At 65.8% G+C, this 16,815-nt stretch carries 16 protein-coding genes; 13 read left to right on the forward strand and 3 right to left on the reverse strand.

The window, feature by feature from the left end; all coding sequences use genetic code 11:
- Positions 1-100 precede the first annotated feature (100 nt).
- Positions 101-1,087, forward strand: coding sequence for an SDR family oxidoreductase (locus AC1DSJ_RS06915; RefSeq protein WP_441371173.1), 987 nt, complete (start codon positions 101-103; stop codon positions 1,085-1,087).
- Here the strand turns inward: AC1DSJ_RS06915 and AC1DSJ_RS06920 are convergent.
- Positions 1,012-1,776 (reverse strand): TetR/AcrR family transcriptional regulator, encoded by a 765-nt coding sequence (locus AC1DSJ_RS06920; RefSeq protein WP_054426314.1) that lies wholly within the window; start codon positions 1,774-1,776, stop codon positions 1,012-1,014. The genes AC1DSJ_RS06915 and AC1DSJ_RS06920 overlap by 76 nt on opposite strands.
- A 103-nt stretch (positions 1,777-1,879) precedes the next feature.
- On the opposite strand from AC1DSJ_RS06920, the gene AC1DSJ_RS06925 reads away from it, so the two are divergent.
- The 9 genes from AC1DSJ_RS06925 to AC1DSJ_RS06965 all read left to right on the forward strand — a co-directional run bounded on the left by AC1DSJ_RS06925 (position 1,880) and on the right by AC1DSJ_RS06965 (position 12,364).
- Positions 1,880-3,502 (forward strand): acyl-CoA synthetase, encoded by a 1,623-nt coding sequence (locus AC1DSJ_RS06925; RefSeq protein WP_441371174.1) that lies wholly within the window; start codon positions 1,880-1,882, stop codon positions 3,500-3,502.
- Between the two features lie 141 nt (positions 3,503-3,643).
- Positions 3,644-5,500, forward strand: coding sequence for a phosphoenolpyruvate carboxykinase (GTP) (locus AC1DSJ_RS06930; RefSeq protein WP_054426312.1), 1,857 nt, complete (start codon positions 3,644-3,646; stop codon positions 5,498-5,500).
- Between the two features lie 169 nt (positions 5,501-5,669).
- Entirely contained in the window at positions 5,670-6,299 is a 630-nt protein-coding gene (locus AC1DSJ_RS06935) for a class I SAM-dependent DNA methyltransferase (protein ID WP_441371175.1), read from the forward strand.
- Between the two features lie 187 nt (positions 6,300-6,486).
- A complete protein-coding gene (locus AC1DSJ_RS06940; protein ID WP_441371176.1) occupies positions 6,487-7,305 on the forward strand; it encodes an SDR family oxidoreductase in 819 nt (272 codons plus the stop codon).
- A 68-nt stretch (positions 7,306-7,373) separates the two neighbouring features.
- Positions 7,374-8,624, forward strand: a complete 1,251-nt coding sequence (locus tag AC1DSJ_RS06945; RefSeq protein ID WP_441371177.1) for a styrene monooxygenase/indole monooxygenase family protein — start codon at positions 7,374-7,376, stop codon at positions 8,622-8,624.
- Complete coding sequence (locus tag AC1DSJ_RS06950; protein WP_054426308.1) at positions 8,621-9,139, forward strand: flavin reductase family protein; 519 nt, start codon at positions 8,621-8,623, stop codon at positions 9,137-9,139. Before AC1DSJ_RS06945 ends, AC1DSJ_RS06950 begins: the two co-directional genes overlap by 4 nt.
- A 30-nt stretch (positions 9,140-9,169) precedes the next feature.
- Positions 9,170-10,792 carry a phytoene desaturase family protein gene (locus tag AC1DSJ_RS06955; RefSeq protein ID WP_441371178.1) on the forward strand — a complete coding sequence of 541 codons (1,623 nt, stop codon included), beginning with the start codon at positions 9,170-9,172 and terminating at the stop codon, positions 10,790-10,792.
- Entirely contained in the window at positions 10,789-11,685 is an 897-nt protein-coding gene (locus tag AC1DSJ_RS06960) for a SphA family protein (RefSeq protein ID WP_441371179.1), read from the forward strand. Before AC1DSJ_RS06955 ends, AC1DSJ_RS06960 begins: the two co-directional genes overlap by 4 nt.
- 79 nt (positions 11,686-11,764) lie before the next feature.
- Positions 11,765-12,364, forward strand: a complete 600-nt coding sequence (locus tag AC1DSJ_RS06965) for a LysE family translocator (protein ID WP_441371180.1) — start codon at positions 11,765-11,767, stop codon at positions 12,362-12,364.
- Between the two features lie 52 nt (positions 12,365-12,416).
- Here the strand turns inward: AC1DSJ_RS06965 and AC1DSJ_RS06970 are convergent, their stop codons facing one another.
- Complete coding sequence (locus tag AC1DSJ_RS06970) at positions 12,417-13,448, reverse strand: AraC family transcriptional regulator (protein WP_054426303.1); 1,032 nt, start codon at positions 13,446-13,448, stop codon at positions 12,417-12,419.
- A gap of 194 nt (positions 13,449-13,642) precedes the next feature.
- Positions 13,643-14,506: a pirin family protein gene (locus tag AC1DSJ_RS06975; protein ID WP_054426301.1), complete on the reverse strand. Its 864-nt coding sequence runs from the start codon at positions 14,504-14,506 to the stop codon at positions 13,643-13,645.
- A gap of 289 nt (positions 14,507-14,795) precedes the next feature.
- On the opposite strand from AC1DSJ_RS06975, the gene AC1DSJ_RS06980 reads away from it, so the two are divergent.
- From AC1DSJ_RS06980 to dsrO, 3 genes are all read left to right on the forward strand, one after another.
- Positions 14,796-14,918 carry a hypothetical protein gene (locus tag AC1DSJ_RS06980; RefSeq protein WP_276325561.1) on the forward strand — a complete coding sequence of 41 codons (123 nt, stop codon included), beginning with the start codon at positions 14,796-14,798 and terminating at the stop codon, positions 14,916-14,918.
- 75 nt (positions 14,919-14,993) lie between these two features.
- Positions 14,994-15,527 carry a DNA-deoxyinosine glycosylase gene (locus tag AC1DSJ_RS06985; protein WP_346553111.1) on the forward strand — a complete coding sequence of 178 codons (534 nt, stop codon included), beginning with the start codon at positions 14,994-14,996 and terminating at the stop codon, positions 15,525-15,527.
- A gap of 517 nt (positions 15,528-16,044) precedes the next feature.
- A complete protein-coding gene (gene dsrO, locus AC1DSJ_RS06990) occupies positions 16,045-16,806 on the forward strand; it encodes a sulfate reduction electron transfer complex DsrMKJOP subunit DsrO (RefSeq protein ID WP_054426297.1) in 762 nt (253 codons plus the stop codon).
- Positions 16,807-16,815 lie beyond the last annotated feature (9 nt).

Below are 16,815 nucleotides of genomic sequence, written 5' to 3' on the forward strand. Positions count from 1 at the left end.
GTTGGATGATAAAGCTGATGATTCCAGCCGTAAATCGGGCCATCCAGGATGACTTCTATAAAAATATTGAGTTATCCTCAAAAAAATAACGGAGCGAGACATGAATCCACTTTCCGACGGCCAAGCTGCCGGTGCGCGCACTGATTCCCACGCCAATGCCGGCGCGGATTCACGATACGCGTCGGTTTTTCGGCCCGGTTTGTTCGACGGCAAGACCGTTGTCGTCACGGGTGGCGGCAGCGGGTTGGGGCGCTGCACCGCGCACGAACTTGCGGCGCTTGGCGCCCGCCTGGCGCTGGTGGGCCGCAAGCAGGACAAGCTGGATGCGGCGGCCGCTGAGCTTGCACGCATCTATCCGGAAGCCGCCGAGCGCATCAGCCTGCACGCCTGCGATATTCGCGATGAAGCCGGCGTGCGCGCCACGGTGTCTGACGTGCTGACCCGCCATGGCGCCATCGACGGGCTGTTCAATTGCGCGGGCGGGCAGTTTCCCGCGCCGCTGGACCGCATCAGTTTCAACGGCTGGAATGCCGTGGTGCAGAACAATCTGCACGGCACGTTCCTGATGGCGCGCGAGGTCTATACGCAGCACATGCGCCAGCACGGCGGGGCCATCGTCAACATGTTGGCCGACATCTGGGGCGGCATGCCGGGCATGGGGCATTCGGGGGCGGCGCGCGCCGGGGTGTGGAACCTGACCGAAACTGCCGCCTGCGAATGGGCGCATGCCGGGGTGCGGGTCAATGCGGTGGCGCCCGGCTGGATCGCGTCCAGTGGCATGGACAGCTACGACGACCACTACCGCGCGGTGCTGCGCGAGCTGAAAACGAAGGTGCCGCTACAGCGCTTCGGCACCGAGGCCGAGCTGGCGGCAGCGGTGGTGTTCCTGCTGTCGCCCGCGGCGGCCTTCATCAACGGCAGCGTCATCCGGGTGGATGGCGGGGTGCCCAACGCGCGCCATTCGTGGACGTTGCAGCCCGCCGAACGCGGCGAGGTCTACAACGGTTTTCCTCAGTACGTGGCGCCGTCCTTGTTTGCAGAACCCGCGCCGGGTTCGTCTGATTCGTCCGACGCTTCGGACGCCTGAAGCCGATGCAGCGCGTCGCGCACTTCGCCGCGGAACCGGGCCAGCGCCAGCGTGTCCTGGCGCGGCGGCTGCAAGGCCTGCCACAGAAAGCCGACCAACTGGTCGGCGGTGGCGGCCACGTCCACGCGCGCGCCGCGCAGAATGGCGTCCCACAGCACATGCTCCATCGGGCCATACACGGTGGACCGCAGCAAGCGCAGCGGCATGTCGCGCCGAATGTCGCCGTCCGCCTGGCCCTGCGCCAGAATTCGCATCAGCGGCGCGGTGTAGCGGCGTTGCAGCCCGGCGTAGACCTCGCCGAAATCATCGTTGCGCGCGCGCCCCTCGGACAAAATGAACGCGCACAGCCCCGGCCCTTCGGCCAGCAGATGCCGCAAATGCGCATGCACCAGATAGTGCAATTGCGCGCGCGCGCCCTGCACATGGGGCAGGCTGTCTTCCACCTTGGCGATGATTTCGTCATACCAATCGCTGATCACCCGCACGCACAGTTCACGCTTGCCGCCGAAGTACGTAAAGATGGTGGCTTCGGACACGCCCAGCCGCTGGGCGATGTCGGTCGTCGTGGCGGCCTGGAAGCCGGCCTCGGAAAAGACCTGGCGGGCCATGTGCAGGATGTCGCGTATCCGCTGCTCGGACTTGGCGCTGGCAGGCGGGCGGCGTATCGGTACGGCGGGGGTTTTTTCCATGCGGACGGCGGTGGGGCGGGTAGGCGGAGCTTATTATTGAGCCAGGGTCAAGCCGGTAGAGCAAGCCCCTGGATGAATCCATAACAACATCAGAGACAAAATCATGCTGTCCCGAGCCGGATCTTATAAGCAGCTTGTGTCCGAATTCCAATGGCAGGTGCCGGCGGCGTTCAACATCGGCGTCGACGCCTGCGACAAATGGGCAGACGGCAGCGGCCGCCTGGCCCTGATCTTCGAAAAGAGCGACGGCGCGCAAACGCGCTACTCGTTTGACGACATCAAGGAACAGTCCAACCGCCTGGCGCACAGCCTGGCCCGCCACGGCGTGCGGCGCGGCGACCGCGTGGCGGTGTATTTGCCGCAGGCGCCTGAAACGGCCATGACCCATATCGCCGTCTACAAGATGGGCGCGGTGGCGGTGCCGCTCTTTACGCTGTTTGGCGTGGACGCCATTCAGTACCGGCTGGCCAATAGCGGCGCGGCCGCGCTGGTGACGGACACGGAAGGTTGCCGCAAGCTGCGCGAGATTCGCGCGAGCCTGCCGGATTTGAAAGTCATCTATTGCATTGATGGTGACGGTGACGGCGAGGCCGTGCCGTTTCACCCGGCGCTGGCCGCCGAGTCCCCCGACTACACCCCGGTACAGACGGCGGCCGACGACCCGGCCGTGATCATCTACACATCCGGCACCACCGGCAAGCCCAAGGGCGCGCTGCACGCGCATCGTGTGTTGTTGGGCCATCTGCCGGGCGTGGAGATGTCGCACGAATTTTTCCCCGAGAACGCCGCCCTGATGTGGACGCCTGCCGACTGGGCCTGGATTGGCGGGCTGCTGGATGTGTTGCTGCCCGCCTGGCACCACGGCGTGCCGGTGCTGGCGCGCCGCTTCGAAAAGTTTGACGGCACGTCTGCCCTGGAGCTGATGGCGCGCCACGGCGTGACGCACACCTTCCTGCCTCCCACCGCGCTGAAGATGATGCGCGGGTCGGCTTACCCGGAAGGCGCGGGGCCGCTGGCGCTGCGCTCGGTGGCAAGCGGCGGAGAATCGCTGGGCGCTGAACTTATCGACTGGGGCCGCCGCGTGCTGGGCGTGACCATCAACGAGTTCTACGGCCAGACCGAATGCAATATGTTGGTGTCGTCGTGCTCGTCGCTGTTTGACCCGGAAATCGGGTCAATCGGCCGCGCCGCGCCGGGCCATCGGGTGGTTATTGTGGATGACCAAGGCGTTGAAGTGGCCGATGGACAAGAGGGCAACATCGGCGTACTGCGGCCGGACCCGGTCATGTTCCTGGGCTACTGGAACAACCCCGAGGCCACCGCCGAAAAATTCGTGGGCGACGTCTTGCTGACAGGCGACTTGGGCGTGCGCGACGCCCAGGGCTTCATCCGTTTCGTGGGCCGCAACGACGACGTCATCACCAGCGCGGGCTACCGCATCGGCCCGGCCCCCATCGAAGACTGCCTGATCGGCCACCCCGCCGTGCGCATGGCGGCGGTGGTGGGCGTGCCGGATGCGCAGCGTACCGAAATCGTCATGGCCTATGTGGTGCTGAATGAGGGCGTCGAGGGCAATGACGAACTCGTCAAAGCCTTGCAGGCGCATGTCCGCACCCGGCTGGCCGCCCACGAGTACCCGCGCGCCATCCGGTTTGTAACCAGTTTGCCAACCACCGCCACCGGCAAGATCATCCGCAGGGAGCTGCGTGACGGCACCTATGCTTGAGCCGTCTCAACCCGTGACAATCTCGTCCATGTGGATGGGTTGACGGGTTGCCCAGCGCTGCAAGTATGATGGCGCAAATTGCATACGGCCCCACACAATTGGGGCCGTATCACCATTAGTCAAAGCATGGAGATAGCCCCAATGAATAAGCCATTGGATGGGGGTTTGGCCGCGTTGAACGTGCCAGCCTACGTCAAGCATCGCGGCCTGGTCGACTGGGTAGCCAGTTTTGTTGCACTGGCCAAGCCGGATCGCGTCGTGTGGTGCGACGGCTCGCAAGAAGAATATGACCGCCTGTGCGAACAGATGGTCCAAGCCGGCACCATGCGCCGGCTCAACCCCGCCAAGCGGCCCAATTCTTTCCTGGCGTGCTCGGACCCGTCCGACGTGGCGCGCGTGGAAGACCGCACCTTCATCTGTTCCGACCGGCCGGAAGACGCCGGCCCCACGAACAACTGGGCCGACCCGGCCGAGATGCGCGACACCTTGAACGGCCTGTTCGACGGCGCCATGCGCGGCCGCACGCTGTACGTCGTGCCGTTCTCGATGGGCCCGCTGGGCTCCGACATTGCCCACATTGGCGTTGAACTGTCTGACAGCCCGTACGTGGCCGTGAACATGCGCATCATGACGCGCATGGGCAAGCAGGTGTATGACGTGCTGGGCGCCGATGGCGACTTCGTGCCTTGCGTGCATTCCGTGGGCAAGCCCCTGGCCGACGGCGAAGCCGACGTGGCCTGGCCGTGCAACCCCACCAAGTACATCGTGCATTTCCCCAAGAGCCGCGAAATCTGGAGCTTTGGTTCCGGCTACGGCGGCAACGCGCTGCTGGGCAAGAAGTGCTTCGCGCTGCGCATCGCGTCCACCATGGGCCGCGACCAGGGCTGGCTGGCCGAACACATGCTGATTTTGGGCGTGACTTCGCCCAAGGGCCGCAAGTACCACGTGGCGGCGGCGTTCCCGTCCGCCTGCGGCAAGACCAACTTCGCTATGCTGATTCCGCCGCAAGGCATGGACGGCTGGAAGGTCACGACCATTGGCGATGACATCGCCTGGATCAAACCCGGCCCCGACGGCCGCCTGCACGCCATCAACCCGGAAGCCGGCTATTTCGGCGTGGCCCCGGGCACCAGCGAGCAGACCAACTTCAACGCCATGGCCACCTTGAAGGCCAACGTCATCTTCACCAACGTGGCGCTGACCGATGACGGCGACGTCTGGTGGGAAGGCATGACCGACACGCCGCCCGCGCACCTGATCGACTGGCAAGGCCAGGACTGGACGCCCGCCATCGCGCGCGAAACCGGCCGTAAGGCCGCGCACCCGAACGCGCGCTTCACGGCGCCCGCCGCGCAATGCCCGTCCATCGACCCCGAATGGGAAAACCCGAAGGGCGTCGTCATCGACGCGTTCATCTTCGGCGGCCGCCGATCCACCACCGTGCCGCTGGTGACCGAAGCGCGCAACTGGGTCGAAGGCGTCTACATGGCCGCCACCATGGGCTCGGAAACCACCGCCGCCGCCGCCGGGCAGCAAGGCGTGGTGCGCCGCGACCCGTTCGCCATGCTGCCGTTCTGCGGCTACAACATGAGCGACTACTTCAACCACTGGCTGAAGCTGGGCAAGCAACTGGAAGCCACCGGCGCCACCTTGCCGCGCATCTACTGCGTCAACTGGTTCCGCAAGGGCCCGGATGGCAAGTTCGTGTGGCCGGGCTTTGGTGAAAACATGCGCGTGCTGCGCTGGATGCTGGGCCGCATCGACGGCCAGTCCAAGGGTGTGGACCAGGTGTTTGGCGTGTCGCCCAGCTACCAGGACATCGACTGGACCGGGCTGGAATTCACGCCCGACAAGTTTGAGCAAGTCATGTCGGTGGATGCGGGCGCGTGGCGCGACGAGCTGGCGCTGCACGACGAGCTGTTCACCCAGCTGGCGGCGGGCTTGCCTGAAGACCTGCCATCCACCAAGACGAAGATCGAAGGACGCCTGGCGGCCTGATCTGCCAGGCTTTGACCGGTGTGCTGAATGTGTAGCTGAGCGTTTAGCCGGGGCCGGTTAGCTGAACCGCACTCTGATCTGCCCGCGCGCCCCATCGGCGCGCGGGCTTTTTCTTTTCCGCTGGGCGGATCGCACCACCCCGCCGCAGATCACAAGGCACAATGCGTTCATGAAACTCGATCCGGAAGACCTGGCCAAGATCTCCTCATTGACCTTGGCGCATTACGAAGAGAACGCGGTGTCGTTTGAAGCGGGCACGCGCGACCACGATGTCAGCCAGAACATCGCGGCCTTGCTTCGGCATATCCCGGGCGCACCACCCTACGACATCCTGGACCTGGGCTGCGGCCCCGGCCGCGATCTCAAGACCTTTGCCGCCTTGGGGCACCGGCCGGTGGGGCTGGACGGCACGCCCAGTTTCGTCGACATGGCGCGGGCAGCTAGCGGCTGCGAGGTTTGGCAGCAGGACTTCCTGCAACTGGCGTTGCCCGCCGAGCGCTTTGACGGCATCTACGCCAACGCGGTGCTGTTCCATGTGCCGGGCCAGGAACTGCCGCGTGTGCTGCGCGAATTGTGGACGGCGTTGCGGCCAGGCGGCGTGCTGTTCAGCTCCAACCCGCGCGGTGGCAACCAGGAAGGGTGGAATCGCGGGCGCTATGGCGCGTATCACGACCTGGACGGCTGGCGCGCGTTGATGACAAACGCGGGCTTTGAAGAGCTGGAACACTATTACCGGCCGGATGGCTTGCCGCGTGATCAGCAGCCTTGGCTGGCCAGTGTGTGGCGGCGGGTGGGGTAAGGCGGGGCCGCGCGCTTGCAGGAATCGGACAGGCGCCGCGAATTTCGGCCAGGTCCGTCGACATAGATCAGACTTTCATCGAATAGCCGCAGTCGGCGGATAGCCGCCGCCGGATCTGGCTACCGGGGCGGCCGTCCGCAGCGCCAGTATTCACCTCATCCAATCAGCACTGCGATGAGGTGATGCGATGAAAGGTCTGGAAAACAAAGTCGCCATTGTGACGGGCGGCGCCACGCTGATCGGCGCGGGCGTCGTTCACGCGTTGCGCGCCAAGGGCGTGCGCGTGGCGCTCTTCGATATCGACGCCGCCAACGGCGAACGCGTGGCCGCGGCTGACAAGGCCGGCGAACGCGTCGCCGCGGCCGGCAAGACCGGCGCGCGCTTCTGGCCGGTGGACATCACCGACGACGCACAACTGGCGCGCGGCGTGGCGGATGTGGCGGCCCACTTCGGGCGCATCGATTATCTGGTCAACCTGGCCGCCACCTATCTGGACGACGGCGCTGCATCCGGCCGCGCCGACTGGTTGCGCGCGATGGACATCAACGTGGTCAGCGCCGTGATGGCGGCGCGTGCGGTCCACCCCCATCTGGTCGCCGCAGGCGGCGGCGCCATCGTCAACTTCACCAGCATCTCGTCGCGCGTGGCGCAGACGGGCCGGTGGCTTTATCCCGTATCCAAGGCCGCGCTGCTGCAAGTGACCCGCAGCCTGGCGATGGATTACGCCGCCGACCGCATCCGCGTGAATTCCGTGTCGCCGGGTTGGACATGGTCGCGCGTGATGGACGAGCTGACCCAAGGCGACCGCGCCAAGACCGACCGCGTTGCCGCCGACTACCACCTGCTGGGCCGCGCGGGCGACCCGGCGGAAGTTGCCGAAGTCGTGGCGTTTTTGCTGTCCGACCATGCCAGTTTCGTGACCGGCGCCGACTACGCGGTGGATGGCGGCTATTCCGCCATGGGCCCGGAGCAGGCGCGTCCCGCCATCCCGCGTCTGGCCGAGTAAGCGCGCCGCCTTGCCACTACCGGCCCGCGCGCGCAGCGGCGGAGCCAGCAATCCAAAGGAGAGTAATGATGCGTCGAATCGCAATCGTGGGCGGCGGGCAGGCCGGACTGCCCCTGGCGTTGGGCCTGCTGGACAAGGGATACGCGGTGACGGTCGTCACCAACCGCGACCCCGACAACATCCGCAACGGCAAAGTGATGTCCAGCCAATGCATGTTTGATGCGTCGTTGCAGGTGGAGCGCGACCTGGGCCTGAACCTGTGGGAGGCCGATTGCCCCACCGTCGACGGCATCGGCCTGGCCGTGCCGCATCCCGAACAACCGGGCCAGAAGGTGATCGACTGGGTGGCGCGGCTGGACAAGCCGGCGCAAGCCGTGGACCAGCGCATCAAGATGCCGGCGTGGATGGAATTGTTTGAAGCGCGCGGCGGCAAGCTGCTGATCCAGGACGGGGGCGTGGCCGAGCTGGAACTGCTGGCGGCGTCACATGACCTTGTGCTGCTGGCCGCAGGCAAGGGCGACGTCGTCAAACTGTTCGAACGCGATGCGCAGCGCTCGCGCTTTGACCGGCCGCAACGCGCGCTGGCGCTGACGTATGTCAGCGGCATGCGCCCCGCGCCAGACTATTCCCGCGTGGCGTTCAACCTGATTCCGGGCGTGGGCGAATACTTTGTGTTCCCCGCGCTGACCACTAGCGGCCCCTGCGAAATCATGGTGTTCGAAGGCATTCCCGGCGGTCCGATGGACTGCTGGCGCGACATCAAGTCACCGCAGGAACATCTGGCGCAAAGCCTGAACATTCTGCGTACCTATCTGCCGTGGGAAGCCGAACGCTGCGGTGCGGTGGAACTGACCGACGCGAACGGCATTCTTGCCGGCAGCTTCGCGCCCACCGTGCGCAAGCCGGTGATGACCCTGCCGTCGGGCCGGCTCGTGTTCGGGCTGGGCGACGCGGTGGTCACCAACGACCCGATCACGGGGCAGGGGTCGAACAACGCCACCAAGGCGTGCGCCGTTTACCTGGATGCGATTGTGGCGCACGGCGACGGTGCGTTCACCGCGGACTGGATGCAGCGCACGTTCGAACGCTTCTGGGAATACGGCGAAGCGGTCGTGGAATGGACCAACTCGATGCTGATGCCACCCGCGCCGCATCTGTTGAAGCTGCTGAAGGCGGCCGAGGACTCGCCCGCGCTGGCCAGCGCCATCGCCAACGGCTTCAACCATCCGCCCGCATTTTTCCCGTGGTGGCGCGACGATGTCGCCTGCGACGCGTTCATCGCCTCGAATGCAGCCCGGGCAGCGCGGGCGGCCGCATGACGGCCCCGCTGGACTGGGGCAGCACGGACCTGCATCCCAAGGTCCTGCGTGGCGTGCTGGGCAGCTACCCGACGGGCGTGGCCATTGTGGCCACGCGTTGCCCGGACGGGCGCAATGTCGGGCTGACCATCAATTCTTTTGCCTCGCTATCGCTGGACCCGCCGCTGGTGTTGTGGAGCCTGGTGAACCACTCGCCAAACCTGGCGGCGTTTCGGGATTGCCGCCACTTCACCATCAGCGTGCTGGCCTGCGGGCAGGAAGCGCTGGCGATGCGGTTTGCGAGTTCCGCCGTGCCGGACAAATTCGACGGCACACCGCTGCATGAAGTGCCCGAAGGCGTGCCTGCCATCGCCGGGGCCGTCGCCACCTTGGTCTGCGCCAACGATCAGCAAAGCCCGGCGGGCGACCATCTGCTGCTGTTTGGCCGCGTGCTGCGCGTGGCCAGCGCGGCCAGCGCCGTGGCAACACCGCTGGTGTTTCATGCCGGGCGCTTCACCGCGCTGACCGCCGCCTAGCAGCCCCCCCACTTCACGTTGGAGCAAGTCATGGCGACCCCGTCAGCGGCGCAGATCATCATCGTCGGCAGTGGCATGAATTCATTGGTGTGCGCGGCGCTTTTGGCGCAGCGCGGCAAATCCGTGCTGGTGCTGGAACGCAACGACCGGCTGGGCGGCTGCATTCGTACCGAAGAACTTTTCCCCGGCTATCGGCACGACGTACTGTCTTGCTGGTATCCGCTGTTTGTGGGAAGCCCCGCCTACGCGGCGTTGAAACCCGCGCTGCATGCGGCCGGTTTGGAATTCATGCAGGGCGATTACACGACGGGCCTCGTGCTGCCCGACGGTTCCGGCCTGGCGCTCAGGCAAGACATCGAAGACACCGCGCGCCGGCTGGACGCCTGGGCGCCGGGCGACGGCACGGCCTTTGCGCACATGGCGCAGCGTCTGTTTGGCGAAGACGCCGCGCTGACCTTCGGCCTGTTGGGGCAGAACCCCTACGGCGCCGGCATGGTGAAGCTGTTGTTCAAAGAATGGCGCAAGCGCGGTGCAGACGGCTTGGCCGCGTTTGCCGCGGATTCAATGGAGCCGTTTCGCCGCTGGGCCGAACGCGCATTGCAGTCCGACGCCGTGCGCGCCCTGATCGCACCGTGGGTGTTGCACACGGGCCTGGGTCCGGATGACGCCGCGTCCGCGCTGATCGGCAAGCTGACGTTTGCGGCCGTGGTGGCGGGCGGCATGCCGGTGGTGAAGGGCGGAGGCAGCGGCATCGTCGCCGCGCTGGCCAAGGTGATCGAACAACACGGCGGGCAGTTGCTGACCGGCACGACGGTCGAACGCATTCTGACGCGTGGCGATGGCCGCAAGCGCCACGCGGTGGGCGTGGTGGCGAACGGCCGTGAGTACGCCGCGTCCGACGCCGTGGTGTGCAACGTGACGCCGGGCCAGTTGTATGAACAGCTGCTGCCGGATGCGCCCGCGCCCGTGCGCCAGCGCGCCGCCGCGTATCGCTACGGCCGGGGCGGCATGCAGATTCACTTCGCGCTGAATGCGCCGCCTGATTGGCTGACGCCGGAACTGCGCCACGTGCCGCTCGTGCATCTGACGGAAAGCATGGAGCAGGTCTGCCTGTCAGTCACCGAGGCCAACAACGGCCTGTTGCCCGCGCGGCCCACCTTGGCCATCGGCCAGCCCGTTGCCGTGGACCCCTCGCGCGCGCCGGAGGGTGGTTGGATCTTGTGGGTGCAGATGCAAGAGCTGCCGGTGCGCGTCAAGGGCGACGCGGCGGGCCAGATCACCGTGCCGGCGGACGGCCGCTGGACCGATGCGCTGCGCGAAGCCGTTGCCGACCGCGTGCAAGCGCGTCTGGAAGGCGTGATGCCGGGCCTTGCCGGCCGCATCGTGGGCCGCCGCAGCTATTCACCCGCCGACCTTGAAGGCATGAACGTCAACCTGGTTGGCGGCGATCCGTATTCAGGGGTGTGCTCGCCCGACCAGTTTTTCTGGCTGCGGCCCTTTGCCGGCAGCCACGGCGCGCGCGGGCATCGCACGCCGCTGCGCAACCTCTTTCATATCGGCGCTTCTACCCATCCCGGCCCCGGCCTGGGCGGCGGCTCCGGCTATCTCGTCGCGCAACATCTGGCGCCCCGTGCGGGCAGGAGCGGAACATGAGCACACACTTTGAACCCCGGCGGCAGGCTTGTGCCGTGGCATTGGCGCTGGCCAGCGCGGCGGCGTCGGCTACCGAAGGGGGCGGGTTGGGCATCTACCCCGATGGCCTGGAAAACTTCATGTCGGGCGCGCTGCCGCCGCCCGGCGTGCACATGCTGGTCTATGGCGGCGGAGCGCGCTACGACACGCTGCGCGGCAACGATGGCCAACGTGTGCCGGTGCCGGGCTTCAAGGTCGACGTCAACGTGCTGGCGCCGCGTTTGATCTGGGTGACCGAGCAGCAGATGCTGGGCGGGCAACTGGCCTTTCACGCCATCGCCCCCTTGCTGGACGTGACCTTCAAAGCGGCCGGCGAACGCTACCGCAGCACGGGCCTGGGCGACATGACGCTGGGCGTGGCGCTGGGCTATCACGTGTCGCCGTCGCTGCACTACGTGGTTGGGCTGGACATGTACGCGCCCACCGGCGAGTACAACCGCAACGACCCCTCCAGCCTGGGCAAGAACTACTGGACGGCGCAGCCCGTGTTCGCGTTGAGCCGCATCAGCCCCGATGGTTTCAACGCGGACCTCAAGCTGATGTACGACTTCAACTTCACGAACTCGGCCACCAACACCCGTTCCGGCCAGGCCATCCACGCCGACTACGCGCTGGGTTGGGGCGTGGGCAAGGGCTGGGTGCTGGGCGTGGGCGGCCACGCCTTCCAGCAGGTCACGGACGATAGCGGGCCGAACAGCGCCGCCGGCCGCGCCCGCGCGTTTGGTGTCGGGCCGGCGGTGCGATACCTGAACGACAAGGGCTGGCTGTTCACCGCCAAGTGGCAGCAGGAATTCAAGGTGAAGAACCGGCCCGAAGGGTCGCAGCTTTACGTGAAGCTGGCGATTCCGTTCTGATGGCCGGGCGGCCAGGGTTTGCCCGCCGCCGCGCCCGCGTGATACAAGACGGGCCTCTTCAGCTGTCTGCCTTGGTTTCATGGTCTCCGCTTCGACGCTTGGATTGTTCCTGGCAGGGGTCGCCGTCATTCTGGCGATGCCCGGCCCCACCAATACCTTGTTGGCCGCGGCCGGGTTGCGCCAAGGCTTCCTGCGGTCAGCACGCTTGACCGGCGCAGAACTGGCCGGCTACCTGATCGCCATCACGGTCTGGGGCCGCTTTCTGGAACAGGCGGCGCAGGCGTTCCCGTGGCTGCCAGCGGTGGTGCGCGTGGCGGCCAGCGTGTACATCGCCTATCTGTCCATCCGCATGTGGCGCGCGGCGCAAACGGTGCCATCGGCCGCGCAACAAATGATCGGCATGCGGACGCTGTTTGTGGCGACGCTGCTGAATCCCAAAGGCATCCTGTTCGCCAGCGCCATCTTCCCGCCTGCGGCCTTTTTGACCTTGTCCACGTACCTGGTCTTCATGGCGATATTCGCGGCGCTGCTGGTGCCGATCGGACTGATGTGGGTGGCGTTCGGCGCGTCGCTGGGCAGCCAGAAAATCAAGTGGATCAGCCCGGCGCAAGTGCAGCGTGGGGCCTCTGTGGTGCTGGGTCTTTTTTCGTTGAGCCTGGCCTGGGCGGCGTTCCGATAGCGCGGCGCTCCATCGCGCCGCGTTCCGGTAGGGCGCAGTGAGCAGGGCGGTCTTATTCGCCCAGCCGCCGCAAGCTCTCGCTTGGGCTTTCGCCATAGCGCGCCTTGTATCCGGCGCTGAACCGCCCCATGTGCGCAAACCCCCAGCGCAGCGCCACGCTGGCGATGTTCTGGCTTTCGCCCGACAGCAGCTCGGCGCGCGCGCGTTCCATGCGCAGGTCACGCAGATAATGCATGGGGCTCACGTCCAGGAATTCCTTGAACCCTGCATACAGGCTGCGCACGCTGACGCCCGCGATGCGCGCAAGATGCTCGGCGCTGACTGGCTCATGCGCGTGCGCTTGCAGGTAGTCTTGCACGCTGCGCACATGGCGCGGCAGCACCGCGCCGCGACGGCCAGGCGGCACGCCCGTGTAATTGTGGGGATGGGCCGACAGCAGGGTGGCGGCCACCAGTTGCTCCATCTGATGCACGATCAGCTTGTGCGTGGCCAGGTCCGCGTGCTGCGAAGAACAGTCCAGCAAATACGTCATCAGGCATCGCCATGCCGGACAATCGCGCCAGCGGAACCCCAGTTGAAAACGCAGCGGCCGATCCAGCGTGCCGCCCAACTGGCCCACCAGCGTGCGCTCCAGCAACGAACGCCCCACGCGCAGCATGAACTGATCGTTGTCGCCGCTCCAGCACATGGCCAGATCGTCGTCAGGGCTGACCACGGAAGCCAGCTCGGATGTGGAATCCACTTGTTGCGGGCCGCTGCGGATACAGGCAGAACCCGACAACGGCATCTGCACCAGAAAGAAATCTTCCAACGGCCCGGGCCGAATCTCAACCTGCGCCCCGTAGCGCAGGCGGTTCAGCGAGACCTCGCCTAGCGGCAGATGATGCATGCGCGCGTCCAGCCGCTGCGCCGCGCCCACCACCCCCAAATGATGCGGCCGCATCACGCGGCCAACCATGGAACGCGCTTCGTCCAGATCGCCCGACGCAAACAACTGCTGCGCCGGCAAGCCCAGCACCGACTCGATCCGGGGGCCGGCGGGCGGCCAGGTCGTGCTGAAGGCGGACGATGTCGGGTTGAGCATGGCGGGGGCGTCCTTGCGGGGTCTCACGGGCCTTGAAGGCTCTGATAGTAAAGCGGTGCCGGTCCCGGGTGACTGGTGGAAAACCCGTCCCGCAGCCCGGGAGCCTGTCCGCTTTTTGCGTACGCTGTCCGCAAAATGCAGAAAACCGCGGAGGGCATCCGCGGTTTTCTGACGATGGCAACAATGCCGGCAGGTCAGTGCATCTGGCCGTAGCGTCCGGCGTTGAAGTCCTGGATGGCTTCAACGATTTCCGCCTGCGTGTTCATCACAAACGGGCCGTACCCCACCACAGGCTCATCAATTGGCTCGCCGCTCAAGATGAGGAACACGGCGTCGTTGTTCGCTTCGACCGTGATGCTTTCCCCATCCTGCGAGAACAGCGCCAGCTGCGCATCACGCGCCACCGTTTCCCCATTGACCAACACCGTGCCGCGCAGCATCACCAGCATGCTGTTGCGGCCGGCGGGAATGGGAAACGCCGCCGACTTGCCCGCATTCAAGCGCACGTCCCACACGTCAATCGGCGTGAACGTATGCGCCGGCCCGGCATGACCCGCGAAACTCCCCGCAATCACCCGCACGCTGCCCGCGCCATCCGGCAATTCCGCCACCGGAATATCCGCATTGAGGATGCTCTGGTAACCCGCCGCCGCCGACTTGTCCTTGGCCGGCAGGTTCACCCACAACTGCACCATCTCAAGCTCACCACCCGTGCGCGTGAACGCGTGCGAATGGAACTCCTCGTGCAGAATGCCGGACGCTGCCGTCATCCATTGCACATCGCCCGGACCAATCACGCCGCCGTTGCCGGTGGAATCGCGGTGTTCCACTTCGCCGCTGTAGACAATCGTCACGGTCTCAAAGCCGCGATGCGGATGCTGACCGACGCCGCGCGGATGGTCGGCCGGCTCGAACTTTGCGGGGCCGGCGTAATCCAACAGCAGAAACGGGCTCACGTTCTTGCCCTTGTCGTTGTAAGAGAACATCGAGCGCACGGGAAAGCCGTCGCCCACCCAATGGGGGCGAGGGGCTGCATGCAGGCCGAGGATCTTCTTCATGTTTCAACTCCTATTGCGCGGCCCCATCGGAGCCGTTCGACATAGCAATAAAGATAAGGGCGGAACGCTCGTTTCGGTAGACCCGGAAAGTGATAAGGACTGTTCCATGAATCGGACGATGACTATCAGTTCACATCTACAACTTTATGGCATCGGCCAGATGGATGACAGCCTGTTTTTTAGGAAAAGTCCGATATTTCAATCGGTTGGGCAACCGTAGAGTTCACCCATGCCGCCGGCAGCGCCGGCATCCCACCTACCGCCCACGCTCCAATTGCCTTCCGATCCCATGACGTCTACCACTCCCTTTCGCTTCCGCTCCGTCGCCACGTTTCTGTCCCTGGCCGCCGTCGGCATCGCCTCCGGCCTGCTAGCCGGCAAGCTCTACCTGCTGTGGCAAACCCTGGCGTGATGCGGCAAATCCTGGTGTGACGCGGCAAACCCTGGTGTGATGCGGCAAATTTCCGCCTGACGTATCCTTCCCGGCATGAAACAACGCGTGGACCCCGCGCCCGCCGGGCGCATCGAACCTGTCACCGGCTTTGCCCCCGTCGCCACCCCCGACGCGCGAGTGCTTGTCCTGGGCTCCATGCCCGGCGTGGCGTCACTGAAGCAAGCCCGCTACTACGCCCACCCCCGCAACGCGTTCTGGCCCATCGCCGCCCAGGTCCTGGGCTTTGACGCCACCGCAGACTACCCCCAGCGCCTGCAAGCCCTGCAAGCCGCCGGCGTCGCCCTATGGGACGTCCTGCAAACCTGCGAGCGCCCCGGCAGTCTGGACGCAGACATCCGCCACGACACCCTGATCCCCAACGACTTCGCCGCCTTCCTGCAAGCGCACCCGGCCATCACCCGCATCTGCTTCAACGGCGCCAAAGCCGCAACACTCTTCCGCCGCCACGTGATGCCCACCCTGACGGCCACCCTGGACTACCAAGACCTGCCGTCCACCAGCCCCGCCCACGCCGCCGCCTCATTCGATAAGAAACTGGCAGCCTGGAGCAGAGCGCTGAAAATCTAGGCAAGCACCCCGGCACCGGCATCGTTATCCCGCAGCCCGCGCCCCAAAGCCCATCCGTTCAGCAGRCACCCCCAAAGCCAAAAAAGGCCGCGCAGGGCGGCCGTCTTTGGCGACCCTGCACGATCTTGCCGCAGCCTCCGCCCCTGGCCAAAACGCCAAGCACCCCGCTCGCCCCAGCGGCGGTGGCTCAGCACTGACGCAGCCGGGTGTCCCGTGGGCGGGGCGGGCGCGGCCGTTCGGTGACGCCCGACGGAATCCGAAGGAAGCCGAAGGCGACGAGGATGAGGACGGGGCAGTCCGGCCCCGGCGGGCCGGACCGTCATCGTTGGCCGCGCCCGCCCCGCCCACGGGACTCCCGGCGGCCCAAGAACACCGGCCCCCGCTAGCAATCCCCAGCCCCCAAAAACAACACCCCCAACATCTCCGTCCCCAATTGACCCATATCAACTCCCTATATAACCAGGAGTGATAAGTTCATAACAACTAATAGCTACCCGTCACGAACACCTCAAACCCCATGCCTCCCGCACCCGACCACCCCCCCTCCAGCAAACGCGGCTTCCTTAAAGGCCTTCTGGGCTTAAGCGCCGCCGCCACCATCATCCCCATCCACGCCGAAGCCACCGGCCTGAACGGCCAACCCCCACGCCGCCCCGGCATCCCCGGCAAGCGCTACGGCATGGTTGTCGACATGCGCAAATGCATCGGCTGCCAGTCATGCACCGTCAGCTGTTCGCTAGAAAACCTGCCCCCCATCGGCCAATTCCGCACCACCGTTCTGCAATACGAAGTCACCCCCGACGACGGCGGCCCCTGTGCCATGGTCATGTTGCCGCGCCTTTGCAACCACTGCGACAACCCCCCGTGCGTCCCCGTCTGCCCCGTACAAGCCACCTTCCAGCGCGAAGACGGCATCGTGCTCGTCGACAACGAACGCTGCGTCGGCTGCGCCTACTGCGTCCAAGCCTGTCCCTACGACGCCCGCTTCATCAACCACGACACCCAGACCGCCGACAAATGCACCTTCTGTGAACATCGCCTGGAAGCCGGTCTGCTGCCCGCTTGCGTCGAAAGCTGCGTCGGCGGCGCGCGCGTCATCGGCGACATGAACGACCCCGACAGCGCCATCTCCAAACTGCTCGTCGAACACAAGGCCGACATCAAAGTCCTCAAGCCCGAAATGAAAACCGACCCTCACGTCTATTACATCGGCCTGCCCGATGCATTCGTGCACCAGGTCGACGGCCAAGCCGGCGTGCGCCTGGCTGGCGGACATTGAGCCACTGAA

Source organism: Achromobacter sp. 01N37 (assembly GCF_056399725.1).